Origin of the sequence: Shinella zoogloeoides (genome assembly GCF_020883495.1) — a bacterium.
GTDB classification, from domain to species: Bacteria; Pseudomonadota; Alphaproteobacteria; order Rhizobiales; family Rhizobiaceae; genus Shinella; species Shinella zoogloeoides.
Genome location: NZ_CP086610.1, coordinates 3,276,148 through 3,300,702, shown reverse-complemented (window position 1 = coordinate 3,300,702; position 24,555 = coordinate 3,276,148). Strand labels below are relative to the sequence as shown.

Here is a 24,555-nt window from a genome sequence, read left to right as displayed (position 1 = left end):
CTGGAAATCCGCAGCGTGCGGCTGGCGGGATCGCGTAGGAAGCGGCGATCAGGATAGGCGGCTGATGAGCGCCCCGAAGACACGCGCAAAGAAGCGTGCCGGCAGGCGCTTGTGATCCTGCAGCACGACGACATGCGTTTCCGTGCATCCGAACTTGGATTCCATGGAGCCGCATATAGCGATTTTTGCGGGCCTCGGCAATTGCGAAGAATCAATGCGCGACATTGCGCCTGAGCCGCCTTTCCAGCCCCCGCAGGGCCAGCGACAGGCCGATGGTGAGGATGAGATAGACATAGGCGACGATGGAATAGGTCTCGAAGAAGCGGAAGGAGCCGGAGGCGTAGACCTTGCCCATCTGGGTGACGTCGGCGACGCCGAGCACGGAGACGAGGGACGAATCCTTCACCATCGCCACGAAATCGTTGCCGAGCGGCGGCAGGATGACGCGGATCGCCTGCGGGAAGACGACGAGGCGGAAGCGCTGGACGCGCGAGAGGCCGAGGGCCTTGGCCGCCTCGACCTGCCCCTTGTCGACGGACTGGATGCCCGCGCGAAAAACCTCGCCGATGAAGGCGGAATAGCCGATCATCAGCGCGATGATCGCCCGCCACATCAAGGAGAGGTCGCGCACCTGCATGGGTTCCGTCGTGCCGGCGGCGACGAGCGGGGCGATGACGACGTTGATCGCCGCCACCAGCGCCGGCGCGCCGACGAAGGCTATGTAGAAAAGAAGCACGAGGATCGGCACGCCACGGATGACCTCCGTGTAGAACCGCGCGATCTGCCGCAGCGCCTTGCTCTCGGAAAGCGCCATCAGCGCCACGCCGAGGCCGAGCATGGTGGCGAGCATGAAGGCGACGAGGGTCACGAAGATCGTCACCCACAGTCCCTTCAGCACGACGCTGAAAACCTGCGCGTAGATATCGTTGGTGACGATCACGCCGGCAAGCGCCAGCGCGATCACGGCAAGCGCGACCAGCCACCAGGGATAGTCGTCCTTGCCGGTGCCGGGCGAAACGGGAGCCATGGCTGCCCGCTACTGACCCATCTTGTAGTCGAGGAACCACTTCTTGTTGAGCGTGTCGAGCGTTCCGTCCGCCTTCAGCGAGGCGATGGCGGCATTGACCGGGGCAACGAGATCGGAGCCCTTGGGGAAGATGAAGCCGAAGTCCTCGGTGCCGAGCGGCCCGCCGACCACCTTCAGCTTGCCGCCGGAGGCATCGGTATAGCCCTTGGCCGCGACGCTGTCGGTCAGGACGAGATCGACGTCGCCGGCCTGAAGCGCCTGCACCGTCGCGCCGAAGGTCTCGAACAGCTTGATGCGCGGATTCTGTTCGTTGCCGTCGAGGATTTCGTAGACGGCGGTATAGAAGGGCGAGGTGCCGGGCTGCGCGGCAATCAGGCCGTCCTTGAATTCGCCGAAGCTCTTGGCGTCGGTGAAGCGGGTTTCATCGCCGCGCACCAGCATGAACTGCTGCGAGCGCATGTAGGGATCGGAGAAGTCGACCTTCTCCTTGCGGTCTTCCTTGATGGTGATGCCGGTCATGCCGATATTGTACTGGTTGTCGGAGACGGCCTGGATCATCGCGTCCCAGCTCGCGTTCTGGTACTCGACCTTGAAGTTCAGGCGCTTGGCGATCTCGTCCATCGCGTCGTATTCCCAGCCGATCTGCTTGCCGGTCTTCGGGTCGACGAACTGCAGCGGCGGATAGGCGTTCTCCGTGACGACGACGACGGTCTTGCCGCCGAGATCGGGAAGGTCGGAGGCGAAGGCGACGGCGGGCATGAGAGCGGCGGCGGCAAGGCCTGCAAGAACGGCGCGGCGGGAAAACATGGGATATGCTCCTGAATTGTGGCGGCGGAACACTGTCACAGGTCAGGGCCGGCAACAAGCATGGGGCTTGCGCGCAAAGGGTTTTCCGTAAAACAAAAAAGCCGCCGGCAAGGGGCCGGCGGCTTTCGATAGAGTATGCGCTGCCGGATTATTCGGCGGCGGCTTCTGCGGCCTTTGCGGCTTCGGCAGCTTCTGCTGCTGCCTTTTCAGCGGCGAGCGCCTGAGCTGCTGCGACCTTCTCGGCTTCGAGACGTGCCTTTTCCTCGGCAATGGCCTGACGCTCGGCGTCGTTCAGCTTGCGGGCGCGCGTGCCGGTGTTCTCGACGATACGAGCCGACTTGCCGCGACGATCGCGCAGGTAGTAGAGCTTGGCGCGGCGGACCTTACCGCGGCGGACGACGTCGACGCTTTCGACGAGCGGCGAGTAGACGGGGAAGACGCGCTCGACGCCTTCGCCGTAGGAAATCTTGCGAACGGTGAAGCTCTCGTTGATGCCGCCGCCGGAGCGGGCGATGCAAACGCCTTCATAGGCCTGAACGCGGGTACGCGTGCCTTCCGTAACGCGCACGTTGACGCGGACGGTGTCGCCCGGGGAGAATTCCGGGAGCTGGCGCTTGGCTTCGATCTTCGCGGCCTGTTCGGCTTCGAGCTGCTGGATGATGTTCATCGGTCTAACCTTCGGTTCTTCTGAAACAGCCAGAGCGCTCGACGGTGGCCTTCGAGGTCATGCCTCTCGGGTTAGTCCGTTGCCGGACGGAGCGGATTCGCCATTCTTTGCTTGCAGGTCGGCTGGGTAATCCCAAATCCGAGCGGGCCAATACACCAATCGGGCCGGCTTGTCATCCCCCGGCGGCAAAAGAATCCACCCGCGCGTGGCGGATTTCCGGGTCTTGCCGGCCTTCCGGTGCCACGCTATCACGCCTTGAAGGAGCGGGCGCGGCCCCTGTCGCCGCCCGGGGGAGTGCCATGACCGTTTTCGATGCCATCTTTCTGTTCGTCGCCGGCTTCCTGTCCGGCGTGGTGAATGCCATTGCCGGCGGGGGTACGTTCCTTACCTTCGGGGCGATGTCGCTGATCGGCCTGCCGCCCATCGTCGCCAACGCCACCTCCTCGATCACGCAGTTCCCGGGCTATGTCACCTCGACGCTCGCCTATGCCAAGGAAATCCGCGCCGACTGGAAGGAAGCGCTGCTGCTCGGCGCGCTGTCGCTGGTCGGTGGCCTTGCCGGGGCGCTGCTGCTGCTCTCGCTCTCCAATCCCTCGTTCCGCGCGCTGGTGCCCTGGCTGCTGCTGGCGGCGACCGCGATTTTCGCGGCCGGGCCTTACCTCAAGCCGAAGACGCTCAGCCCGGAAAAACCGATCTCGCCGCTCGGCCTTGCCGGCCAGTTCGTCACCTCCATCTATGGCGGCTTCTTCGGCGCGGGCATGGGCATCATGACGCTCGCCGTGCTGGGCCTCACCAAGGGCGGTGACTATCACCGGCTGAACGCGCTGAAGAATTTCGTCGCCGTCGTCATTGCCGCCATGGCGGTTATCGTCTTCGCCAGCGGCGGGGTGATCGGCTGGCCGCAGGCCGCCGTCATGGTGCCGGCGGCGGCGCTTGGTGGCTGGTCCGGCGTATGGGCGGCGCGGCGCGTGCCGCAGCCGGTGATCCGCGTGCTGGTGGTGGCGGTCGGCCTTGCGCTGACGGTCTATTATTTCCTGAAGGGCTGATCGGTCAGAAGATCGGGCCGGCGCTCGCGCGTCAGCTTCTCCGCCTCCTCGCGCCGCCATCGGTCGATGGCGGCGTGGTTGCCGGAGGTCAGCACGCCGGGGATTTCTTGGCCTTCGAAGACCTGCGGGCGCGTATAGTGCGGATGCTCCAGCAATCCGCCTTCAAAACTCTCATGCTCACCGGAAAGCGCATTGCCCATGACGCCGGGCAGGATGCGCACGATGGCATCCAGCAGGATCATCGCCGCCGGCTCGCCGCCGGAGAGGATGTAGTCGCCGATGGAGACTTCTTCGAGCTGCCGCCCGTCGATCACACGCTGGTCGACGCCCTCGAAACGGCCGCAGACGATGATCGCGCCCTCGCCGGCCGCAAGTTCGCGCACGCGCTTCTGCGTCAGCGGTTTTCCGCGCGGGCTCATCAGGAGGCGCGGGCGGTTGTCACCCTCGGAGGCATGGTCGATGGCCTTGGCCAGCACATCCGGCTTCAGCACCATGCCCGCGCCGCCGCCGGCCGGCGTGTCGTCGACGGTGCGGTGGCGGTCGGTGGTGAAATCGCGGATCTGCAGGCAGTCGAGCGACCAGTCGCCGCGCGCCAGCGCCTTGCCGGAGAGGGACTGGGCGAGAAAGCCTGGAAACATCTCCGGGTAGAGCGTCAGGATGGTGGCGCGGAAAGCCACGTTATTCTCCCTCGCCCTGCGGCGGGCGGCGACGACGGCTGCCGGGGCCGTCCTTCTCGTCGTCGACGAGACCGGCGGCGGTGGCGTCGATCAGGAGGCGGCCGCCTTCGAGGTCGATTTCCAGCACCGCGGCTTCGGAGAAGGGAATGAGCACGGGGCGCTTGCCCGGCCCCTTGAGTTCGAGCAGGTCGCCCGCGCCGAAATCGAAGATGCCGGTGACGGTGCCGTGGCTGCGGCCGGTCGTGTCGACGGCTTCCAGGCCTTCGAGGTCGGCATAGAAGAACTCGTCCTCGTCCAGTTCCTCGTCCGGCAGGTTGTCGCGCTCGATATAGAGTTCGATGCCGTTCAGCGCCTCGGCGGCGTTGCGGTCGTTGACGCCGCGAAAGCGCACGACGACGACGTTCTTCGCCTCGCGCACCTCCAGCACCTCGAAGGACCGGCCGTCCTCGGTGTGCAGATGGCCGTAGTCGCCGATGGAGGTCGGGTCGATTGTGTAGGATTTCACACGGACCTCGCCGCGCAGGCCCTGTGCCGCGCCGACGGTGCCCATGAGGACGGGATTTTCCAGTTTCGCCATGGTTCGGTTCCGTGTGGTCTTGCAAAGCCTCTTACGACGTTCGCGCGGAGGCTCCTAGAGCAATTCCAGCAAAAGTGTGCAGCGGTTTTGCGTCCGGAATTGCGTCAGACAAAATGAAAACGGGCGGCATGAAGCACGCCGCCCGTCTCCATAAAAGTCGAGGCAGATTATTCGCCAGCGGCGGCAGCAGCGGCGTCTTCTTCCTTCTGCTTCTTCTCGGCGGCGCGCTCGAGAGCCTTCTTGCCCGGCTTTGCCTTGTCCGGGTTGTTGCGGGCTTCGCGCTTCAGAACGCCGGCTTCGTCGAGGAAGCGGGCAACGCGGTCGGTGGGCTGTGCGCCCTTGGCGAGCCATTCCTTGGCGCGGTCGGTGTCGATCTGGACGCGGTTTGCGTCGTCCTTGCCGAGCATCGGGTTCCAGGCGCCGAGCTTCTCGAGGAAGCGGCCGTCACGCGGGGAGCGGGCGTCGGCAACGACGATCTGGTAGTACGGGCGCTTCTTGGAACCGCCGCGGGCGAGACGAATCTTCAGGGACATGTCATTTCTCCTTGGGTAGATGGGCCGCTTTTCAAGCGGTGTGGTTTGCGCCGCCATGTTCGGCGGCAATGGCTTCATGATGCCGGATCACCTCGCGGATGATGAAGTTCAGGAACTTCTCCGCGAAATCCGGGTCCAGATTGGCATCCTTCGCCAGGCGGCGAAGGCGCTCGATCTGGTATTCCTCGCGCGCCGGATCGGCCGGCGGCAGTTCATGCGTCGCCTTCAGCACGCCCACCGCCTGGGTGCAGCGGAAGCGCTCGGCGAGCATATGCACAAGGGCAGCGTCGATATTGTCGATCGACTGCCGGTATTCTCCCAATTGCTGCCTGACCTTCGGGTCGATCGTCATGCGGCGTTCCTCACTTCTTCTTCGGCAGGCCGGGCAGGCCCGGAAGGCCGCCGAGACCGGGCAGGCGAAGACCGCCGCTGCCGCCGAGGCCCGGCAGGCTGCCCGGCTTGATGCCGGCGGCTTCCGCCTGTTTGGCGAGCGCCTCGAGCTGCTTGGGGTCCATGCTGGAAAGATCGGGCATGCCGCCGCCGAGGCCACCGAGGCCCATCTTGCCGGCAAGGCCGCCCATCATCTGCTTCATCATGCCGCCCTTCTTGCCGCCCATCATCTTCATCATGTCCGCCATCTGGCGGTGCATCTTGAGAAGCTTGTTGATGTCGGCCGCATCGGTGCCGGAGCCGGCGGCGATGCGCTTCTTGCGGGAATGCTTGAGCATGTCCGGGTTGGCGCGCTCGGCCTTGGTCATCGAGTTGATGATGGCGATCTGGCGGCCGAAGAGCTTGTCGTCGAGGCCGGCGGCGGACATCTTGTCCTTCATGCCGGCCATGCCGGGCATCATGCCCATGATGCCGCCCATGCCGCCCATCTTCTGCATCTGGCGAAGCTGGTCGGCAAGGTCGTTGAGGTCGAACTTGCCCTTGGCCATCTTGGCGGCCATGGCGGCCGCCTTCTCGGCGTCGATGTTCTCCGCCGCCTTCTCGACGAGCGAGACGATGTCGCCCATGCCGAGGATGCGGTCGGCGACGCGGCGGGGATGGAACTCCTCCAGCTCGCCCATCTTCTCGCCGACGCCGATCAGCTTGATCGGCTTGCCGGTGACGGCGCGCATGGAGAGGGCCGCACCGCCACGGCCGTCGCCGTCCATGCGGGTCAGCACGAGGCCGGTGATGCCGACGCGGTCGTCGAAATTGCGGGCGAGGTTGACGGCGTCCTGACCGGTCAGCGCGTCGGCGACGAGCAGGATCTCGTGCGGATTGGACTTCCGCTTGATCTCCGCCATCTCGATCATCAGCGGCTCGTCGATATGGGTGCGGCCGGCGGTGTCGAGGATGACGACGTCATGGCCGCCGAGCTTTGCGGCCTGCACGGCGCGCGCGGCGATATCGGTCGGCGACTGGCCGGCGATGATCGGCAGCGTGTCGATGCCGGTCTGCACGCCGAGCTGGCGAAGCTGCTCCTGCGCGGCCGGGCGGCGCGTGTCGAGCGAGGCCATCAGGACCTTCTTCTTCTCGCGCGTCTTCAGCCGGTTGGCGATCTTGCCCGACGTGGTGGTCTTGCCCGAACCCTGGAGGCCCACCATCATGATGACGACGGGGGCGGCGGCGTTGAGGTCGATGGAGACGCCCTCGGAGCCGAGCATGGAAACCAGCTCGTCATGGACGAGCTTGACCACCATCTGGCCGGGCTTGATGGATTTCAGGATTTCCGCGCCGACGGCCTTTTCGCGCACTGCATCCGTGAAGGACCGCACCACTTCCAGCGCCACGTCCGCTTCCAGCAGCGCACGGCGGACCTCGCGCAGCGCCGCCGAGACATCGGCCTCGGAAAGCGCGCCACGGCCTGTCAGTCCATTCAGAATGGAGCCAAGGCGGTCCTGGAGTGTTTCAAACATCACGTCTTCCTTCTTGTTTCCGCGTCACGCGGAAACGTCGGTGCAATCGGCGTCGAAAACAAGACGCAAAGCCAAAAAGCACCCGAGGGCGCATCGCGCTGTCGGGTGTTGACCTCCGGGATCTGTTTATACCGCAATGGGTCCCGGTCGGCGGCTTCAAGCAGTCTCACTTGTCGCAGATGCGCGGCTTAAACAGGAAGAAGGCCGGAAAGTCAAGGATCGAAAGACTCCATCTGGTAATCCGGGGCCGTTTGCGCCATATACGCGCAAGAAATCAAAGACTCCGTGACGGGTCTTTACAGGAACATCCGACATGGCCGCTGAAGCGCAATTCGCCCGTATGAACGGACTGGGAAACATGATCCTGGTCGTGGACATGCGTGGCCGCGCCGATGCCGTGACACCGACGGCCGCCATCGCGCTCAATGCCGATCCTGCGACCCGCTTCGACCAGATCATGGCGATCCACGATCCGAAGGTCGACGGCACGGATGCCTTCATCGTCATTCTCAACTGCGACGGCACCAAGGCGCAGGCCTGCGGCAACGGCACGCGCTGCGTCGTGCAGGCGCTCGCCGCCGAAACCGGCCGCAAGGCCTTCACCTTCCAGACGGTCGCCGGCATCCTCAACGCCACCGAGCATGCGGACGGCACGATCTCCGTCGATATGGGCAAGCCGGTCTTCGAATGGAGCCGCATTCCGCTTGCCGAAGAGTTCTTCGACACGAGCCGCATCGAATTGCAGATCGGGCCGATCGATGCGCCGATCCTGCATTCGCCCGCCGCCATGTCGATGGGCAATCCGCATGCCGTCTTCTGGGTCGATCGCGATCCGATGAGCTTCGATCTCGACCGTTTCGGCCCGCTGCTCGAAAACCATCCGATGTTCCCGGAAAAGGCGAATATCACACTGGCGCAGGTCACCTCGCCGTCCTCCATGACGACGCGGACCTGGGAGCGCGGCGCGGGCCTGACGCTCGCTTGCGGCTCGGCCGCCTGCGCGGCCGGCGTTTCCGGCGCGCGCACCGGCCGGACGGGCCGCAAGGTTGCGATCACCGTCGCCAGCAGCCCGAATCGCGGCACGCTGACCATCGAATGGCGCGAGGACGACCATGTCGTGATGACGGGGCCCGCCGAATGGGAATGGTCGGGCACGCTCGATCCTTCGACCGGCGCTTTCCGCCGCGACGAGACCGGGGCGGCCGCCCTTTGAGCGGCGTTACGGTCATAACCTTCGGCTGTCGGCTCAACACCTACGAATCGGAAGTGATGCGCGCGGAGGCCGAGAAGGCGGGGCTGAACAATGCCGTGCTGGTGAACACCTGCGCCGTCACCGGCGAGGCCGTGCGCCAGGCCCGGCAGGCGATCCGCCGCGCCCGGCGCGACAATCCCCATGCCCGCATCATCGTCACCGGCTGCGCGGCGCAGACGGAAAGCGCCACCTTTGCCGCCATGCCTGAGGTGGACGCCGTGCTCGGCAACGAGGAGAAGCTGAAAAGCGCCTCCTACCGCGCGCTGCCGGATTTCGGCGTCTCGGCGGAAGAGAAGCTGCGCGTCAACGACATCATGAGCGTGCGCGAGACCGCGCCGCAGATGGTGAAGCTGATCGATGGCCATGTGCGCGCCTTCGTGCAGGTGCAGAACGGCTGCGACCACCGCTGCACCTTCTGCATCATCCCCTATGGCCGTGGCAATTCCCGCTCTGTGCCGATGGGCGCGGTGGTCGATCAGGCGCGCAAACTCGTCGAGAGCGGCTATTGCGAGATCGTGCTGACGGGCGTCGACGCGACGAGCTACGGCGCGGACCTTCCCGGTCAGCCGAGCCTCGGCCTGCTCGCCAAAACCTTGCTGAAGCAGGTGCCGGAAATCCGCCGCCTCAGGCTCTCCTCCATCGACAGCATCGAGGCGGACGATCATCTCTGGGACCTCATTGCCGATGAGCCGCGCTTCATGCCGCATCTGCACCTTTCCCTGCAGCATGGCGACGACCTGATCCTCAAGCGCATGAAGCGCCGTCATTCCAGCGCCGATGCGCGGGATTTTTGCGCGCGGGTGCGGATGGCCCGGCCGGATGCCAGTTTTGGCGCGGATATGATCGCCGGCTTTCCGACGGAGACGGAAGAAATGTTCGCCAATGCGGCGCGGCTTGCGGAAGACTGCGGCATCGCCCATCTGCACGTCTTTCCCTATAGCCTGCGCCCCGGCACGCCGGCCGCCCGCATGCCGCAGCTCGACCGCGCGCTCGTCAAGGACCGCGCCGCCCGGCTGCGGGAGACGGGGAAAAGGCTGCACGAGGCCCATCTCGTCTCGATGATCGGCAGGGATGAGACGATCCTCGTGGAGAACAACGGCCTTGCCCATACCGAAAACTTCACGCTCGTCGATGCCGCGGGGCTGAAACCGCGCGATCTTGTGCCGGTGACGATCACCGGACACAATGGCAGGCACCTGACGATGCGGCCCCTCAATGCGGCCGGCGCCGCGTCCCTTCGCAACTAGCGGATACCTTTCATGGCTCTCGGCTTCATCAAGAAGATTTTCACGTTCGGAAAAGACACCGCCACTGAGCCCAAGCCGGAGGCGGAAGCGCCCGTTGTCGAGCAGCAGGCCGCCGAACCGCGGGCTGCCGAGCCGCACATCATCGAGCCCGCGCCGGAAGAGCCTGCCGCAGCATCGGCGCCCCTCTCGGTCGACGAGGAGCGCGATGCGCTGCTCGAAGAGGCGGAGGCCGCCAATCCCGAGGCCGACTACCATATTTCCGAGGATGTCGAGCCGGAGATCTATCCGCTGCCGCATGCCCCGAGCCTCCCGGTTACCGAAGATCCGGTCGTGCCGGCGGAAATGGAGACTGCCGGCGGGCCGGCGGGCGACGAGGCCGTTGCAGAACCTGAAGCCGAGCCGGTGCCGGTAGAGGAGATCGTCGCGGATGAACCGGCCGGATCGGTCGAGGAACTCGTCGAGGAGATCGCCGCCGCCCATGTGGAAACGGTGGAAGCGGAAGCACCGGGCGAACTAGCGGATCCTGTCCTCGAAGAGGCCATCCGCGCGGAAAGGCCGCTGGAAACGCCGGTCCTGCCGAAGGGTTTCGCGTCGTCGGAAAAGGCTGTCGTCGAGGAGGCCGCGCCCGTGGCGCAGCCCAAGCGCACCTGGTTCCAGCGCCTGCGCGAGGGCCTTGCCCGCACCTCCTCGCAGCTCACCGGCCAGATCACCAGCCTCTTCACCAAGCGCAAGCTCGATGACGACACGCTGCAGGACCTCGAGGACCTGCTGATACAGGCTGACCTCGGCGTGGAGACGGCGCTGCGTATCACCGATACGCTCGCCTCCGAGCGTTACGGCAAGGACGTGACCGGCGCGGATGTCTCGCGCATCATGTCGACCGAGATCACCAAGGTGCTCGAACCGGTGGCAAAGCCGCTGGAACTCGACCTCAATCACAAGCCGCATGTCATCCTCGTCGTCGGCGTCAACGGTACGGGCAAGACGACGACCATCGGCAAGCTTGCGGCGAAGCTTTCGGGTGCGGGCCTCAAGGTGATGCTGGCGGCGGGCGACACGTTCCGTGCGGCGGCCATCGAACAGCTCAAGATCTGGGCGGAGCGCACCGGCTCGGACATCGTCTCCTCGAAGCTCGGCGCTGATGCGGCGGGGCTTGCCTACGAGGCCTATGAGCAGGCGAAGCTGAAGAAGAGCGACGTGCTGATCGTCGATACCGCCGGGCGTCTGCAGAACAAGGCGGAGCTGATGGCGGAACTGGAAAAGATCGTGCGCGTGCTCGGCAAGCTCGACCCCGACGCGCCGCATACCGTGCTCCAGACGCTCGACGCCACGACCGGCCAGAACGCGATGAACCAGGTGGAGATTTTCCGCAACGTCGCGGGTGTCTCGGGCCTGATCATGACAAAATTGGACGGTACGGCCCGCGGCGGCATCCTTGTGGCGATTGCGGCAAAACACAAGCTGCCGGTCTATTTCATCGGTGTCGGCGAAGGGATCGACGATCTCGAACCCTTCGAGGCCAAGGATTTCGCGGAAGCGATCGCAGGAGTTGGAGCATGAGCAAGGCAACGCTGGACGCACCGGCCAAGGAAGAGGAGAAGGTCAGCCCGTTCCTCAAGATGGTGCTGGAACTCGGCCCCCTCGTCGTCTTCTTCTTCGCCAATTCGCGCGGCGAGTGGCTGGCCTCGCATTTTCCGGTGCTGTCCGAGATGGGTGGGCCGATCTTCATCGCGACCGGCCTCTTCATGGCCGCGACGGCCATCGCGCTTGTCGTCTCGTGGGTGCTGACGCGCACGCTGCCGATGATGCCGCTGATCTCCGGCCTCGTCGTCTTCGTCTTCGGCGCGCTGACGCTCTGGCTGCAGAACGACACGTTCATCAAGATGAAGCCGACCATCGTCAACACGCTGTTCGGCGCGATCCTGCTCGGCGGATTGTTCTTCGGCAAGTCGCTGCTCGGCTACGTCTTCCACGCCGCCTTCAAGCTGACGGACGAGGGCTGGCGCAAGCTGACGCTGCGCTGGGGCCTGTTCTTCATCGTGCTCGCCGTGATGAACGAGGTGGTCTGGCGCAATTTCTCGACGGATTTCTGGGTGGCCTTCAAGGTGTGGGGCACCATGCCCATCACCATCCTCTTCACGCTATCGCAAATGCCGCTGATCATGCGGCATTCGCTTGAGCAGCCGGAGGAAAACAAGACGCCGTAAGCCTCACGCGTAGGCGAAATCCGTCGTCTTGCTGATCAGCACGGCCCTCAGCTTTTCGAGCGCCCGGTTCTCGATCTGGCGCACGCGCTCCTTCGAAATACCCAGCAGCACGCCCAGCTCTTCCAGCGTCGCGCCGTTTTCCGCAAGGCGGCGGGCGCGAATAATCTTCATCTCGCGCTCATTGAGCTCGCCGAGCGCCGAATGCAGCCAGTGGCGGCGGCGTTCGCCGTCGATGCTGCCTTCGGCCTGTTCGTCCGGCAGGGGGGCGTCGCTGGTGAGGAATTCGATGCGGCTGGAACCCTCGCCCTCGCCCGAGGCAATAGGAGCCTGCAAAGAGATGTCGGAGGAGGAGAGGCGGGCGTCCATGGTGCGCACATCCGCCGTGCTGACGCCGATCGCCGCGGCGATCTCCTGGTGCATGGCCTCGCTGGTGAGGTGGCTGTCGCCGCGGGCAAGCCGGGCGCGCAGGCGGCGCAGGTTGAAGAAGAGCGCCTTCTGCGCGGAGCTGGTGCCGCCGCGCACGATGGACCAGTTGCGCAGCACGTAATCCTGTATCGAGGCGCGGATCCACCAGCTTGCATAGGTGGAGAAGCGCACCTGCCGTTCCGGCTCGAAGCGGGCGGCGGCCTCCAGAAGGCCGATATAGCCCTCCTGCACGAGATCGCCGAGCGGAAGGCCGAAGTTGCGGAACTTGCCCGCCATCGAGACCACGAGCCGCATATGGGCCATGGCGATGCGGTTGCGGGCTTCCTGGTCGTGATTGTCCTTCCAGGCATGGGCCAGTGCCTGTTCCTCGTCGCGCTCCAGATAGGGGGCGGACATGGCGAGCTTGATCATGCGGCGGTCTGCGGTCGTCGTAGCCATGGCGGTGTCTCCACGTGAACCGAACCGGCGCGGGAGAAACCCACGCCCTGACGATGACGTTTCAGACGGGCCGAAGGATCGCCCGAAATCCGCCTTCGGGCAGATTAAAGTGGCGGCACCACCCTTGCGGCCAACCGAAGCCGGTCGTCCTCAACCGCCACAACGGGTGCGCCGCAAAAAAGTTCCAATAAAAAACCCGGCTGTCGCCAGCCGGGCTTTAAATTTCGACGGAGCGCCCTAAATCAGGCGGCTTCGTCCTGGGAGTCGTCTTCCTCGATGGTCTTGCCGCGCTTCGGACCCTTGGCGAGGTTCGTCTCGACGAGACGGACGGCTTCGGTTTCCGACATCTTGTTCACGGCGGCGATTTCGCGGGCCATGCGGTCGAGGGCGGCTTCATAGAGCTGGCGCTCGGAATAGGACTGTTCCGGCTGGTTCTCGGCGCGGTAGAGGTCGCGGACCACTTCGGCGATCGAGATCAGGTCGCCCGAATTGATCTTGGCGTCATATTCCTGCGCGCGGCGCGACCACATGGTGCGCTTCACGCGGGCCTTGCCCTGGACAACCTTCAGCGCGCGTTCGACGAAATCGGTCTCCGACAGTTTGCGCATGCCGATGGAAACGGCCTTGGCAACCGGCACCTTGAGACGCATCTTGTCCTTTTCGAAATCGATGACAAAAAGCTCGAGCTTCATGCCGGCGACTTCCTGCTCTTCGATGGCGACGATCTGGCCGACGCCGTGAGCGGGATAGACGATCGACTCGCCGGTCTTGAAGCCCTGGCGCGTGGAAGATTTCTTCTGCTGGGTCGTCATTCTGTTCAAATACTCCCTGTTACGCTCCCCGACGGGGGTCGGGGTGGGTCCGGGGACCCGGGAAAGACGGGGGCACCTTGGGGGTGTCACCACTCTGGTCCGTCCGCCATGCGCAAAAAGGTCCGCTTCGACGCGTTCACATTTGAGCAACCGGGGTTGCCTATGGGAGGTGAGCGACGTTGAGGGATCGTTTGCTTTCGTGGTGGTGTTCGGGCACGCAAAATGCCGCGATTTGGATCAGTATCCAGACCCTATCACAAAAAAGTGCCGAAATCAATAATTTGCTTCGCATGGGTCATCAAGCCTGCCCTATCGCCTTTCGGCAAGAGGCAGGCTTTTTCCCCAGGATCGATCGCCGCGTGGCGGTGAGGCTCAGTCGCCCTTGCCCGGATTGGGCGAGAAGAACTGCTCGTACTTGCCTTCCACGCCGTCCATTTCCTTGGCTTCCGGCATCGCGTCGCGCTTGACGGTGATGTTCGGCCAGATGGAGGCGAATTCCGTATTGATCTTCAGCCACTTGTCGAGGCCCGGCTCGGTATCCGGCTTGATCGCCTCGGCAGGACATTCCGGCTCGCAGACGCCGCAGTCGATGCATTCGTCGGGGTGGATGACGAGGAAATTCTCGCCCTCGTAGAAGCAGTCGACGGGGCATACTTCCACACAGTCCGTGTACTTGCAGCGGATGCAGTTGTCGGTCACGACATACGTCATGCTTCACTCCAGAATCGTCATAAGGCAGCGGAGGCGGGGCCGTCCGGCGCCGCAAAACCTGTCACGCAGGCGGCTTGCCGGATAGGAGAGGGCCGCGCTCGCGCAGGCTGTCCGGTGGCTGAGGTAAAGGCTTTGCGGGCGCTTTGCAAGCGTAATACATGCGCCGCCGCGCGCATGCGAGGTATAGAATTCTAATCGTCGTCCTCGCCGGGAAAAGCCTGCAGCCGGTCGGTTTCCCGGCGTTCCCGCTTTGTCGGGCGTCCCGCGCCCCGCTCGCGCGTCGCCTGGGCGAAGAGATTGCGCTCCTCGCGGGGCGGCGGGGGCGGCGTCATGTCGCTGTAGAGAAGGCGCGCTTCCTCATAGGGGCCGCGGCGCTCGCCGGGCTGGAGCACCTTCACGACCATGTCGTGCCTGTCGAGCGAGATGACGACGACATCGCCGGGGCGAACGGCATGAGAGGGCTGGCGGATATTCACGCCATTGACGCTGACATCGCCGGATTCCACGGATTTCGCGGCCAGCGAGCGCGATTTGCGCAGGCGCGCGAAGAACAGCCACTTGTCGATGCGCTGTCGCGCCTGACCTGCCGGCTGTTCCTCGTTGCGCGCCATGGCTTACTTCTTGAGCTGCTCCTTGAGCGCTGCGAGCTTTGCGAAGGGTGAATCCGGGTCGATCGGCTTTTCCTTGCGGGGCGGCCGGGCCTCGAATTTTGCCTGCTGCGGTTTGCCGCCGCGTTCGTTGCGCTCGCCGCGATCCGGGCGATTGCCACCCTGCGGCTTTCCGTCGCGGCCCTTCTGGTCCGGGCGGCCGCCACGGCCGCCTTCGCGCCGTTCACCGCGCTCGCCGGCCTGCTGGCCGCGATTGCGATCACCGCCGCGGCGCTCGCCACGGTCCTGACGCTCGCCCTGACGTTCCCCGCCATGGCGGTTGCCGCCCTGGCGCTGGTTGTCGTGGCGCGAGCCGGGACGCCAGAGGAGGACCGGCTTGATTTCGGCCGGCTCGCCTTCGGCGGCGGCTTCCGTCGGAGCCGGGGCTTCGACGGTCTCGGCGGCCGGCGTTTCCGCGGCTGCAACCGGGGCGTCGCTTTCGTCCGAAGCGTCGGCGTCGTGTTCGTCGGAGGTTTCCGCATTCGCTTCCGCTGGCGTTTCGGCAGCAGCCGTGGCCGGAGCCTGCGCGGCGAGGAAGGCGGCAGCCTCTTCAGCCTTCACGCTGTCGGCGCGGTAGCCGAGACCCTTCAGGATCTCTTCCATATCGTCCGGCGTCGCGCCGAGGATGGAGAGCATGGCGGTCGTCGCGGTGAAGCGGCGGCCGTCATAGGCGCCGTCCGGGCGGGGCGTGCCGGGCTTCCACTGAAGGAGCGGGCGGATGAGGTCCGCGAGGCGCTCGAGGATATCGATGCGCACGGCGCGCTTGCCGAGGAAGCGGAAGCCGGCGAGCTTGTAGAAGGCGCGCTCATAGGTCGGATCGGTGACGACCGAGGTGCGGCCGGCAGCCAGAATCGGGATGAGGTCGCCGTAGCCAGGCTTGTCGAGGCCATCGTTCTTCAGCGCCCAGAGGAGCGTGATGAGTTCGGCCGGGGCAGGCTTCAGCAAAGCCGGCATGAAGATGTGGTAGGCGCCGAAGCGGATGCCGTGCTTACGCATGGAGGCGCGGGCGTCCTGATCGAGCGACTTCACATCGTCCGCGACGTCACGGCGGAAGAGCACGCCGAGATTTTCCACGAGCTGGAAGGCGAGGCCCTTGGCAAGGCCCTGCAGGTCTTCCGCGCGGGAAAGATCGTCGAGCGGCTTCAGCACGGTCGCGATGTGATGGTTCACGAAACGCTCGACGCGGGCGGCGACATGGTCGCGCGCATTGCCGGTCAGTTGCTCGTCGGAGAGCAGGATGACGCGCGGGCGCATGATATGGTCGGAGGCGGCGAGGCGCGCGACGGGATCGCCGAGCCAGCGCACGGTGCCGTCGGAGCCGAGCGCGAGGTCGGCATTGCCGGCCGCATGCAGGCGCGCGGCGCGGGCCTCGAACTCCAGCGCAAGCGCCTTCTGCGCAGCCGCCTGCGCGGCCTTCGCATCGGGTCCTTCCGTTCCGGAGGCCAGCGTAAACCGGAAACCGGCCAACTGCCCGACATGATGTCCTTCTACGAAGACATCGCCATTCACACTGATTTCAGCTTCCAGCATCGCATTCTCTCTCAGGCGCTTCATGAGCACAGATGTCCTGCGATCAACAAAGCGTTTCGTCAACCGTTCATGTAGCGCATCGGACAATCGGTCTTCGATTTCCCGCGTCTTTTCCTGCCAGTGTGTCGGATCGGCAAGCCAACCGGGCCGATTCGACACATAGGTCCAGGTCCTTATCTGCGCGATTCGTGCCGAAAGCGTGTCGATTTCGCCATCGGTCCGATCGGCCCGGCGGACCTGGTCCGCCATGAAGTCTTCGTTAACCGTGCCACGCTTTACGAGATCCGCATAGAGCGTCGAGATGAGATCGGCGTGCTGGGCGGGCGCGATGCGGCGGTAATCGGGAAGCGCGCAGGCCTCCCAGAGCTTTTGCACCCGCTCGGGCGTCGTCGCAAGCTCGCGGATATCCGGGTAGCGCGAAAGGTGTTCCAGCGCCTGCTGGTCGACCGCCGGCAGCGCCCGGGTGAGGCCGGGTATCGGCGGCGGGGCATCGAGCGACTGGCGGAGCGCTTGCAGCGAGGAATAATCGAAGTGGGTCGTGCGCCATTGCAGCACCTTGACCGGGTCGAACTGGTGCGTCTCGATGCGCTTGACCAGTTCGTCGTCGAAGGGATCGACGCGGCCCGTCACGCCGAAGGTGCCGTCGCGCAGGTGCCGGCCGGCGCGGCCGGCGATCTGGGCGAGTTCCGCCGGGTTCAGGTTGCGGAACTGGTAGCCGTCGAATTTGCGGTCCTGCGCGAAGGCGACATGGTCGACATCGAGGTTGAGGCCCATGCCGATGGCGTCGGTGGCGACGAGATATTCGACGTCGCCTTCCTGATAGAGTGCGACCTGCGCGTTGCGGGTGCGGGGCGAGAGCGCGCCGAGCACGACGGCAGCCCCGCCGCGCTGGCGGCGGATCAGTTCGGCGATAGCGTAGACCTCATCGGCCGAGAAGGCGACGATGGCGGTGCGCTGCGGCAGGCGGGTGATCTTCTTCGAACCGGCATAGAAGAGCTGCGACAGGCGCGGGCGCTCGATGACATGGATGCCGGGAAGCAGCTGTTCGAGGATTGGCTTCATCGTGGCCGCGCCGAGCAGCAGCGTTTCGTCGCGCCCTCTCAGGTGCAGCACCCGGTCGGTGAAGATGTGGCCGCGTTCGAGGTCGCCGGCAAGCTGCACCTCGTCGATGGCGACGAAGGCGGCGCGCGTCTCGCGCGGCATGGCCTCCACCGTGCAGACCGAGAAGCGCGCCATATGCGGCGTGATCTTCTCCTCGCCGGTGACGAGCGCGACATTGTGCTGGCCGACCTTTTCGACAAGGCGCGCATAGACCTCACGCGCCAGAAGCCGCAGAGGCAGGCCGATGACGCCCGTCTCATGCGCCACCATGCGCTCGATTGCGTAGTGGGTCTTGCCCGTATTGGTCGGGCCGAGCACCGCGGTGACCCCGCGGCCGCTCAAGATCATGGGTGCTTGCGACAAGTCACGCCCCGGCAGGTTTCAGTTTCGGCTCACAGATGCCCATCGGGACGGCCGATGGCAAGAGGGGAGGTGAAATGCGGCGGTTTTCCGGGTGTTTTGGCAAAGGCGTGAACAGGGTGCGAACGAAACGGAGACGAATCGATGACTCGGGGTGATTCAGGGTTTGTTCTGGTGCCTGCTTGAAGGAGATTGCACGCGTATTGCAATCGGGGAGACTTCCTTACCCAGCATTGCATTATCCTGATTCTGCAATCTATTATTCATGCGACGACTCACGATTGATGCCGGTTGAATTTTAGTGTCCGGGAGGGCGGAAACTGAAAAAGCGCTTTTTGCTTCTTGCAGCCTTCTCAGCAGTGGGTGTGTTGCTGCTGATCAGCTTTCTGCCCTTTCTGTTGAAATTTCTGGGCTATGAATATTTTCCCTCTGCCCAATGGGTGACCGATTCCTATCTGCTGAGTCTCGTTACGGGTTTGGTACTTGCAGGCCTTTTTCTCGCTGCAGGTGCCCGTTTCGTATACAAAAGGCCGAAGAGAGGTCGTGACAATACCCCGTATCTGATAATACTTCCCTTTGTTGGGTATGCTTTGGGAAGATTTATCGTCCTTGTGTCTATTCCGATGATAATAACTTTCGTGTCCGGCTATCAGATTGCTCACGTATTTACGATCAGCAAGGCCGACGATCTACCCAGCGGAAAATGCATTTATCCGATTTCTCTCAAGGAGTTGCCGTGGTTCTACGATACGCTCTGTTATATTCCGGAAGATCTTAGAAAGCGAATGGCGCCCGGTCATAAGATCGTCTTGGCCGGGAGTGGCACGCGCATGGGCGTTTTCGTGACAACGTTGGGTGGCTTTTATGGAGAGCCGTCGCCTTGAAAGGTGATCGCCCTCAGTTCAGACCGGATGATCGTGCAGATCCGCCCCATCCCAGCCGCCGCCGGCCTCATAGAGCGGAAACACCTCTTCCGTCAGATACGGCCCGCCGCCGACCGATTCCTTCGAGGACATCAGCACGAAGCGGTTCACCGTGAAGGGTGCGGTGTAGAAATTGCCGCGGCCGGTGAGGTAATGGGCGACGTCCTCGGTGCGGGCGTTGCGCAGGCGGGCGAGGGTGACGTGGGGGGTGAACTTGCGCGGGTCGGCGGGAAGGCCGAGGCGCTGGCAGATGCGCTCGATTTCGGCCTGGAGGGCGTACATTTCCGGCGCCTGCGTGACGCCGGCATAGATGGAATGGGGCTTCTTCGAGCCGAAGGAGCCCATGCCCGAGAGGGCGAGCTGGAATTCCGGGCGCTCGATACGGTCGAGCCTGTCGACCACCTCGTCGGCGGTGCGACCGTCGATATCGCCGATGAAGCGCAAAGTGATGTGGAAGTTCTCGACGTCTATCCAGCGGGCTCCGGGAAGGCCGCCTCTCAAAAGGGAGAGGCTCATGGCGGCATTGCGCGGCACTTCGAGGGCAACGAAAAGTCTCGGCATGGCGACTTCTCCCTACTGGACTATACCGTCAGCGAATCACGCAACGGATTTTTGCGCAACCCTAATTTCGCACCCGCGAGAACTACTCCCCTGCCGAGATGGACTTGAGGAAGGCTTCCGCCGTCGGCAGGATCGACTGAACCATGACGTCCACGCCCGCGGGATTGGGGTGCATGCCGTCCTCGATCTGAAGGTCCGCCTTGGTGACGACGCCTTCTAGGAAGAAGGGATAGAGCGGTACGCCGTGCTTTTCCGAAAGGCGCTTGTAGATGCCGTTGAAGCGTTCGGCATAGTCCGCGCCCATGTTCGGCGGGGCGAGCATGCCGGCGAGCAGAACCGGGATGCCGCGCTCCTTGAGGCGGGTCAGCATGGCGTCGAGGTTCTTTTCCGTCTGTTCGGGGGCAATGCCGCGCAGCGCGTCGTTGGCGCCGAGTTCGAGGATGACGCCCTGCGTGCCATCGGGAATGGACCAGTCGAGGCGGGAAAGGCCGCCGGAGGTCGTATCGCCGGAAACGCCGGCATTGGCGATTTCCACGTCGTAGCCTTTGGCGCGCAGCACCGCTTCCAGCTTCACGGGGAAGGCATCGGCGGCGGGAAGCTGGTAGCCGGCCATGAGGCTGTCGCCGAAGCCGACGAGCTTGACCGGTTCGGCCCGGGCGAGGCCGGCGGATAACAAAGCTGTGATTGCGAGGGAGGCGAAAAATCCGAGCGCCGCTTTAAACGACATAGAGCTATTCCTAGATTGCTGGCATTCCAGTCTTTCCCATACATATAGGGCAGAATTCCTTGGCCAAAACCATCATCGACCTGAAAAAAGCCGATCTCACCCTGGGCCGGGCGGCCGCGTCCGTCCATGTGCTGAAGGGGATCGACCTTGTCATCGATGCGGGTGAATCGGTGGGCATCGTCGGGCCGTCCGGATCCGGCAAGTCGACGCTGCTGATGGTGCTGGCGGGTCTGGAGCGGTTGGACAGCGGCGAGATCCATATCGACGGCGCGGGCCTGCACGGCATGAACGAGGACCGGGTGGCGGATTTCCGTGGCCGCAATATCGGCATCGTCTTCCAGTCCTTCCACCTCATTCCCAACATGACGGCGCTGGAAAACGTCGCGGTGCCGCTGGAGCTTGCCAATGTGCGCGACGCTTTCGAGATCGCGCGGCGCGAACTGACGGCGGTCGGGCTGGGCGAGCGGCTGTCGCACTATCCCGGCCAGCTTTCGGGCGGCGAGCAGCAGCGCGTGGCGATTGCCCGGGCGCTCGCGCCGTCTCCCAAACTGCTGATCGCCGACGAGCCGACCGGCAATCTCGATACAGAGACGGGACGGCAGATCGCCGACCTGCTCTTCGCCAAGCAGGCCGAGCGCGGCATGACGCTGGTTCTGGTGACGCACGATCCGGCGCTTGCCGCGCGCTGCGGCCGGCAGGTCGCCATGCGTTCCGGCGAGATCGTTTCGGGCGCCGTGCCCGTGCGGGTTCAGGCCGAAGCGGTGCCGGCATGAGGGCCGGCGCGGTTTTCCGGCAGGTTCCGCTGGCCCTGCGCCTTGCGCTGCGCGAGATGCGCGGCGGCCTCAAGGGGTTCTATATCTTCCTCGCCTGCATCGCGCTCGGCACGGCGGCAATTGCCGGCGTCAATTCGGTTTCGAGCGCCATTACCCAGGCCATTGCCTCGCAGGGCCAGACCCTGCTTGCCGGCGACGTGCGTTTCGAATTGCGCAACCGTTTCGCAACGCCCGGGGAGATGAAATATTTCGAGGGGCTTGGCGATGTCTCGCAATCGTCGGGTCTGCGCTCGATGGTGCGCCTGCCGGACGGTTCCGACCAGACGCTTGTGGAGGCCAAGGGCGTCGATGGCGCCTATCCGCTCTATGGCGCGCTGGAAACGGAGCCGCAAAAGCCGGCTTCCGAGCTTTTCGCAAAGGAAGGCGATGCCTTCGGGGCCGTCGTCGCGCCGCTTCTGCTGGATCGCCTCGGCGTTGCCGTGGGTGACGAGGTGCTGCTCGGCACGGCGAAGATCAGGATTACGGGCACGCTCACACGCGAGCCGGATGCCGTGTCGGAAGGCTTCGGCTTCGCGCCGCGCCTTATGTTGTCGCAGGAGGCGCTGCGGGCGAGCGGCCTCGTGCAGACGGGCAGCCTCGTCGAGAATTCCTATCGCATCCGCCTCGCCAATACCGAGTTTTCGCCCGTCGCGCTCCGTGCGGAAGCGAACAAGGCGTTTCCGACGGCCGGCTGGTCGATCCGTACTGCCGATAGCGCGGCCCCGGCGCTGACGGCGAACATCACCCGCTTCTCGCAGTTCCTCACGCTCGTCGGCCTGACGGCGCTGATCGTCGGCGGCGTTGGGGTCGCCAATGCGGTGCGGGCCTATCTCGATTCCAAGCGCTCCGTCATCGCGACCTTCAAGTGCCTCGGTGCGCCGGCCTCGCTGGTGGCGCTGGTCTATCTCGCCCAGATCGCGCTGATCGCATCGGTCGGCATCGCTATCGGCCTCGTCATCGGCGCGCTGATGCCCATGGTGGCGATGCAGTTCCTCGGCGGCGTGCTGCCGGTGCCGGCCGAAGCGGCGCTTTATCCCTCGGCGCTGCTGCTGGCGGCGGTCTTCGGCCTGCTGACCGCGCTGGCCTTCGCGGTTCTGCCGCTCGGCCATGCCCGCGAGGTGCCGGCGACGGCGCTCTTCCGCGAGCAAGGTTTCGAGGCGGGCCGCCTGCCGAGCTGGCCCTATGTACTGGGCGCGGCCGTCTTCCTCGCGGCGCTGGCGGGGCTGGCGATCTTCACGGCCTATGACCGCTACATCGCTTCCGTCTTCCTCGGCGCGATCGCCTTCGCCTTCGTCGTGCTGCGCGTTGTCGCAATAGTGATCACGGCGCTGGCGAAGCGCAGCCCGCGCGTCAATTCGCCGGCGCTGCGGCTCGCAATCGGTAACATCCACCGGCCGGGGGCGCTGACTTCCTCGGTCGTGCTGTCGCTCGGCCTGGGCCTTGCTCTTCTCGTCACGCTGACGCTGATCGACGGCAACCTGCGCCGTGAACTGACCGGCAACCTGCCGGATCGTGCGCCAAACTTCTTCTTCGTCGATATCCAGGGCGCGGAGGTCGACGGGTTCCGCGATGTTCTCAAGGCGAACATGCCGGAGGGCAAGATCATCGAGGTGCCGATGCTGCGCGGCCGGGTGATGGAACTGAACGGCGTCGACGTGGCCAAGGTGACGGTGCCGCCGGAAGGGCAATGGGTGCTGCGCGGCGACCGCGGCATCACCTATGCCAAGCGCATGCCGGAAAATTCCACGCTGTCTCAGGGCGAATGGTGGCCGGAGGACTATTCCGGCGAGCCGCTCGTCTCCTTCTCGGCGGAGGAGGGCGGCGAACTTGGCCTCAAGCTCGGGGATACGGTGACGGTCAACGTGCTCGGGCGCAACATCACCGCGCGCATCGCCAATTTCCGCAATGTCGAGTGGGAATCGCTGTCGATCAACTTCGTCATGGTCTTTTCGCCGAATACCTTTGCCGGCGCGCCGCATGCCTGGCTCGCCACGGTCATCGATCCCGCGGCGACGGCCGCGCAGGAGGCGGCGACGCTGAAGGCCATTACCAACGCCTATCCCACCGTCACCAGCGTGCGGGTGAAGGACGCGCTCGATGTCGTCAACGAACTGGTCGGGCAGCTTGCGACCGCTATTCGCGCGGCGGCGGCGGTGGCGTTGATCGCCTCGATCCTCGTGCTTGCCGGGGCGCTTGCCGCCGGCAACCGCGCCCGCGTGCATGATGCGGTTGTGCTGAAGACGCTTGGCGCGACGCGCGCCACGCTGATCCGCGCCTTCAGCTACGAATATTTCCTGCTGGGACTGGCGACGGCGATCTTCGCGCTCTTTGCCGGCGGGGTGGCGGCGTGGTTCGTGGTGAGCCGCATCATGAAGCTGCCGTCGAGCTTCCTGCCGGACGTTGCCGTCATGACCGTGGCGACCGCGCTGGTGCTGACCGTCGGCATCGGCCTTGCCGGCACCTGGCGCATTCTGAGACAGAAGGCCGCGCCCGTGCTGCGCGAGCTTTGAAATAGCGGGGTCCGCGGCACCCGCAGGGGTCGCGGGTCTTGTGCGAGACACAATTCGTGCGCATATTCATGGACAGGCAAGCTGAAGCCCGCAGCGGCTGCCCGGACCCCCGCGAAAGCTTCGAGCGATCGGAGCGAATAAACGGGTACCCGACACCGTTCACGACATGGGCTTGAACCAAGAGGAAACTATGGCTGATCTCCGCAACTACCAGACCCGAACCGCCCAGGCCGGCGCTCAGGCTGGCGCCGTCATCGACGAGGGCCTTCGCGCCTATATGCTTCGGGTTTACAACCTGATGGCTCTCGGCCTCGTGATCACGGGCGCCGTCGCCTACTTCGCCGCCCAGGCCGCCTTCGCCGATGGCCAGTTGACCGCCTTCGGCCAGGCGATCTATCTCAGCCCGCTGCGTTGGGTCGTCATGCTGGCCCCGCTCGCGCTGGTGTTCTTCCTGAGCTTCCGCATCAACACGATGAGCGTCGGTGCCGCGCAGGCGACCTTCTGGGTCTATGCCGGCCTGATGGGCCTGTCGCTGTCGTCGATCTTCCTGATCTATACGGGCGCCAGCATCGCGCAGACCTTCTTCGTCTCCGCCGCCGCCTTCGGTGCGCTGTCGCTCTACGGCTACACGACGAAGCGGGACCTTTCCGCGATGGGCTCGTTCCTGGTGATGGGCCTCTTCGGCCTGATCATCGCCTCGCTCGTCAACCTGTTCCTGCAGTCCTCGGCGCTCGACTTCGCGATCTCCGCGATCGGCGTGCTGGTCTTCGCAGGCCTGACGGCCTGGGATACGCAGAAGATCAAGGAAATGTACTTCGAAGCCGACGACGCCGCCGTGGCCGGCCGCAAGGCCATCATGGGCGCGCTGACGCTCTACCTCGACTTCATCAACCTCTTCCTGTTCCTGCTGCGCTTCCTCGGCAACCGCGAGTAATGCCGGCAGCCGGATGGCTGATCGCAAGAACCCCGCCGGAAACGGCGGGGTTTTTGTTTGCCCGCGTCATGAAACGTGAACCTCCCGTTCATTGACGATTTTGCCGGTTTATGCATATT

Annotated in this window: 24 protein-coding genes; 9 read left to right on the top strand and 15 right to left on the bottom strand. The window is 64.6% G+C overall.

The window, feature by feature from the left end; genetic code table 11:
- Positions 1–211 precede the first annotated feature (211 nt).
- The 3 genes from K8M09_RS16295 to rplS all read right to left on the bottom strand — a co-directional run bounded on the left by K8M09_RS16295 (position 212) and on the right by rplS (position 2,501).
- Positions 212–1,027, bottom strand: a complete 816-nt coding sequence (locus tag K8M09_RS16295; RefSeq protein WP_160787180.1) for an amino acid ABC transporter permease — start codon at positions 1,025–1,027, stop codon at positions 212–214.
- A gap of 9 nt (positions 1,028–1,036) precedes the next feature.
- On the bottom strand, positions 1,037–1,834 hold the full coding sequence (locus K8M09_RS16290) for a transporter substrate-binding domain-containing protein (protein ID WP_160787179.1): 798 nt from the start codon (positions 1,832–1,834) through the stop codon (positions 1,037–1,039).
- A gap of 148 nt (positions 1,835–1,982) precedes the next feature.
- Positions 1,983–2,501: a 50S ribosomal protein L19 gene (gene rplS, locus K8M09_RS16285; protein WP_160787178.1), complete on the bottom strand. Its 519-nt coding sequence runs from the start codon at positions 2,499–2,501 to the stop codon at positions 1,983–1,985.
- A 299-nt stretch (positions 2,502–2,800) separates the two neighbouring features.
- On the opposite strand from rplS, the gene K8M09_RS16280 reads away from it, so the two are divergent.
- Positions 2,801–3,547, top strand: a complete 747-nt coding sequence (locus K8M09_RS16280) for a sulfite exporter TauE/SafE family protein (RefSeq protein ID WP_160787177.1) — start codon at positions 2,801–2,803, stop codon at positions 3,545–3,547.
- Here K8M09_RS16280 and trmD read toward each other — a convergent pair.
- The 5 genes from trmD to ffh form a co-directional block, all read right to left on the bottom strand.
- Positions 3,529–4,224, bottom strand: coding sequence for a tRNA (guanosine(37)-N1)-methyltransferase TrmD (gene trmD, locus K8M09_RS16275; protein ID WP_160787176.1), 696 nt, complete (start codon positions 4,222–4,224; stop codon positions 3,529–3,531). The two genes, K8M09_RS16280 and trmD, sit on opposite strands and share 19 nt — an antisense overlap.
- 1 nt (position 4,225) lies before the next feature.
- A complete protein-coding gene (rimM, locus tag K8M09_RS16270) occupies positions 4,226–4,801 on the bottom strand; it encodes a ribosome maturation factor RimM (RefSeq protein WP_160787175.1) in 576 nt (191 codons plus the stop codon).
- Between the two features lie 167 nt (positions 4,802–4,968).
- Positions 4,969–5,334, bottom strand: coding sequence for a 30S ribosomal protein S16 (gene rpsP, locus K8M09_RS16265; protein WP_160787174.1), 366 nt, complete (start codon positions 5,332–5,334; stop codon positions 4,969–4,971).
- A 31-nt stretch (positions 5,335–5,365) separates the two neighbouring features.
- Positions 5,366–5,686 carry a chorismate mutase gene (locus tag K8M09_RS16260; protein ID WP_160787173.1) on the bottom strand — a complete coding sequence of 107 codons (321 nt, stop codon included), beginning with the start codon at positions 5,684–5,686 and terminating at the stop codon, positions 5,366–5,368.
- 10 nt (positions 5,687–5,696) lie between these two features.
- Positions 5,697–7,238, bottom strand: coding sequence for a signal recognition particle protein (gene ffh, locus K8M09_RS16255; RefSeq protein WP_160787172.1), 1,542 nt, complete (start codon positions 7,236–7,238; stop codon positions 5,697–5,699).
- Between the two features lie 313 nt (positions 7,239–7,551).
- On the opposite strand from ffh, the gene dapF reads away from it, so the two are divergent.
- Genes dapF through K8M09_RS16235 form a run of 4 tightly spaced genes read left to right on the top strand, consistent with a single transcriptional unit; the run spans position 7,552 to position 11,944 of the window.
- Positions 7,552–8,451: a diaminopimelate epimerase gene (dapF, locus tag K8M09_RS16250; protein ID WP_160787171.1), complete on the top strand. Its 900-nt coding sequence runs from the start codon at positions 7,552–7,554 to the stop codon at positions 8,449–8,451.
- On the top strand, positions 8,448–9,737 hold the full coding sequence (gene mtaB, locus K8M09_RS16245; protein ID WP_160787170.1) for a tRNA (N(6)-L-threonylcarbamoyladenosine(37)-C(2))-methylthiotransferase MtaB: 1,290 nt from the start codon (positions 8,448–8,450) through the stop codon (positions 9,735–9,737). Before dapF ends, mtaB begins: the two co-directional genes overlap by 4 nt.
- A 12-nt stretch (positions 9,738–9,749) precedes the next feature.
- Entirely contained in the window at positions 9,750–11,297 is a 1,548-nt protein-coding gene (ftsY, locus tag K8M09_RS16240) for a signal recognition particle-docking protein FtsY (RefSeq protein ID WP_160787169.1), read from the top strand.
- Positions 11,294–11,944 (top strand): septation protein A, encoded by a 651-nt coding sequence (locus tag K8M09_RS16235; RefSeq protein WP_160787168.1) that lies wholly within the window; start codon positions 11,294–11,296, stop codon positions 11,942–11,944. Before ftsY ends, K8M09_RS16235 begins: the two co-directional genes overlap by 4 nt.
- Positions 11,945–11,947: 3 nt before the next feature.
- Here the strand turns inward: K8M09_RS16235 and K8M09_RS16230 are convergent, their stop codons facing one another.
- The 5 genes from K8M09_RS16230 to K8M09_RS16210 form a co-directional block, all read right to left on the bottom strand.
- Positions 11,948–12,808, bottom strand: coding sequence for an RNA polymerase factor sigma-32 (locus tag K8M09_RS16230; RefSeq protein ID WP_160787167.1), 861 nt, complete (start codon positions 12,806–12,808; stop codon positions 11,948–11,950).
- Between the two features lie 242 nt (positions 12,809–13,050).
- Entirely contained in the window at positions 13,051–13,620 is a 570-nt protein-coding gene (locus K8M09_RS16225) for a CarD family transcriptional regulator (RefSeq protein ID WP_160787166.1), read from the bottom strand.
- Positions 13,621–13,992: 372 nt separating this feature from the next.
- Complete coding sequence (gene fdxA, locus K8M09_RS16220) at positions 13,993–14,331, bottom strand: ferredoxin FdxA (RefSeq protein WP_160787165.1); 339 nt, start codon at positions 14,329–14,331, stop codon at positions 13,993–13,995.
- A gap of 191 nt (positions 14,332–14,522) precedes the next feature.
- Positions 14,523–14,942, bottom strand: coding sequence for an RNA-binding S4 domain-containing protein (locus K8M09_RS16215; RefSeq protein ID WP_160787164.1), 420 nt, complete (start codon positions 14,940–14,942; stop codon positions 14,523–14,525).
- Between the two features lie 3 nt (positions 14,943–14,945).
- Positions 14,946–17,957, bottom strand: a complete 3,012-nt coding sequence (locus tag K8M09_RS16210; RefSeq protein WP_160787163.1) for a helicase-related protein — start codon at positions 17,955–17,957, stop codon at positions 14,946–14,948.
- Between the two features lie 347 nt (positions 17,958–18,304).
- On the opposite strand from K8M09_RS16210, the gene K8M09_RS16205 reads away from it, so the two are divergent.
- Positions 18,305–18,853, top strand: coding sequence for a hypothetical protein (locus K8M09_RS16205; RefSeq protein ID WP_160787162.1), 549 nt, complete (start codon positions 18,305–18,307; stop codon positions 18,851–18,853).
- 18 nt (positions 18,854–18,871) lie between these two features.
- On the opposite strand, the gene thpR is transcribed toward K8M09_RS16205, so the two are convergent.
- Together thpR and K8M09_RS16195 are read right to left on the bottom strand one after the other, a co-directional pair.
- Positions 18,872–19,453 (bottom strand): RNA 2',3'-cyclic phosphodiesterase, encoded by a 582-nt coding sequence (gene thpR / locus K8M09_RS16200; RefSeq protein ID WP_160787161.1) that lies wholly within the window; start codon positions 19,451–19,453, stop codon positions 18,872–18,874.
- Between the two features lie 82 nt (positions 19,454–19,535).
- A complete protein-coding gene (locus K8M09_RS16195; protein WP_160787160.1) occupies positions 19,536–20,180 on the bottom strand; it encodes an arylesterase in 645 nt (214 codons plus the stop codon).
- A gap of 59 nt (positions 20,181–20,239) precedes the next feature.
- Between K8M09_RS16195 and K8M09_RS16190 the strand changes: the two genes are divergently transcribed.
- From K8M09_RS16190 to K8M09_RS16180, 3 genes are all read left to right on the top strand, one after another.
- Positions 20,240–20,953, top strand: a complete 714-nt coding sequence (locus tag K8M09_RS16190) for an ABC transporter ATP-binding protein (RefSeq protein WP_160787159.1) — start codon at positions 20,240–20,242, stop codon at positions 20,951–20,953.
- Positions 20,950–23,502: an ABC transporter permease gene (locus K8M09_RS16185; protein ID WP_160787158.1), complete on the top strand. Its 2,553-nt coding sequence runs from the start codon at positions 20,950–20,952 to the stop codon at positions 23,500–23,502. The genes K8M09_RS16190 and K8M09_RS16185 overlap by 4 nt, the downstream gene beginning before the upstream one ends.
- A 190-nt stretch (positions 23,503–23,692) precedes the next feature.
- Positions 23,693–24,436 carry a Bax inhibitor-1/YccA family protein gene (locus K8M09_RS16180; RefSeq protein ID WP_160787157.1) on the top strand — a complete coding sequence of 248 codons (744 nt, stop codon included), beginning with the start codon at positions 23,693–23,695 and terminating at the stop codon, positions 24,434–24,436.
- The last annotated feature ends 119 nt before the right edge of the window (positions 24,437–24,555 follow it).